Raw genomic sequence first — 1,563 nt, forward strand, 5'->3', positions numbered from 1 at the left:
TTAAATAATTATCTTTTAGATGGAAGACTGCGTATTGATAATAATGATTCGGAGCGTAGTATAAAACCATTTGCAGTTGGCAGAAAAAATTGGATGTTCTGTGCAACAACTAAGGGTGCTAAAGCTAGTGCAAATATTTATAGTATTATTGAAACTTGCAAAGTAAATAAGATTAATCCTTATGATTATTTAAAATATTTGCTGAATCATATTCATGATTATTCTGATCCAAAAGAGTTAGTAAATTTACTTCCATATAATATTGATAAAAAAATATCATCAAATTAAATTTTTTTTAGAATTATCAAAAAACTTAAGAAACCCAAAGAAAGGCGGATAATACTTGTCAAGATGGGGATATTTTAGCGTTTACGTAAATCTGTAGCAACAGGAGCATCAATATATCAAACACAAAGAGCAGGGAATATAACTTTAGGAAGTATTTATTTAAGTAATAAAAAAAGGAATAGGCCACTTATATCAGTAACGTATCCTGAGATAAAAATACCAGGAACATGTACAGGAACTGCAGTGATGAGTCTAGGTGGCATATCATTTATCTCAGGGGATGAGCTTAAGAATAAATTAACTTCTGTGGTAGCAAATGCAGGAATGGGGTTTGTGTATATGGGATTATCTTCAGTATCGCCAGTGTTGAGTGAGACATTACAGGAAGTGTATAGTAAATTACAAGAATTTGGGGGATTTTTATCAAATGAATGTCAATTAACAGAAGAACTGATGAATTACGCTAAGGATAAGGCATCACAACATTTAACAGCGAAGAAAAAGCAAGTTACAGATGAAGAAATAACAAAAGGCGGGAAAGCAGATTTAGAATCAGTGTATAAAGGATTTCCAAAGGGAAGTGGAGAAAAGGCTGAGGAAATAGCAAAAAAGAACCCAGAAAAGAGATTAGTAAATGTTAATCTGGCTTGGGATTCATTAAATAAGTTAGGGGTGGATGAAAAGACAAAAACGTTAATGATGACCATATCAGGAACAATTATAATACATGAGAATCCAAAAGATAAGGACGGAGAGCCAAGTATTCAGTATATTGCGCCAAAAATAGTAGACCCACAGTTATTAGATGGATTACTCAAGGGAGATAAATCAATTAAAGTACTTGGGTGTCAAGACAAAGGAAAATGTTTAAAGGTAAAAGAAGAATATAGAGCTATACCAAGAGGAGAGGGTTTTGAATATAAAGTTAGCCAGCATTTTGATAATTTCAAAACATCACTTAAAGAGGATGTAGAATTAGCTAAGGAATCTGCTAATTTTTTAGGGAAATCAGGGTTACCTGTTTATATGATGTATGGAGTTTTATATAGAAAGACTGGTGGTCATCCAGAAACGGAAAGTAATATATTAATACAGATTACTGCGTGGAACATATTATTCCAATATTTAACAGAGTTAATTAATGATTCGATAGAGGCGGCTAACAATTTTAAGATAGGAGCATCAGAAGAGCTTGATGATTATAGGAAGTCCTTAATTAAAGTAAGAGAGATGTTAAATCAATATGAGATGCAGGATAACAACAGACATCAATTG

Annotated in this window: 1 protein-coding gene and 1 pseudogene; both read left to right on the forward strand. The window is 32.3% G+C overall.

Translation table 11 applies throughout. From position 1 onward, the window contains the following. Nucleotides 1-288: IS66 family transposase (locus tag EIC27_RS06785; RefSeq protein ID WP_153183784.1), on the forward strand; the 288-nt coding region annotated here is incomplete at its 5' end. 108 nt (nt 289-396) lie between these two features. Then, nucleotides 397-1,563, forward strand: a pseudogene (locus tag EIC27_RS06790) (conjugal transfer protein TraH); the annotation flags it as partial.

This window comes from Candidatus Aquarickettsia rohweri (genome assembly GCF_003953955.1).
Lineage (GTDB): Bacteria > Pseudomonadota > Alphaproteobacteria > Rickettsiales > Midichloriaceae > Aquirickettsia > Aquirickettsia rohweri.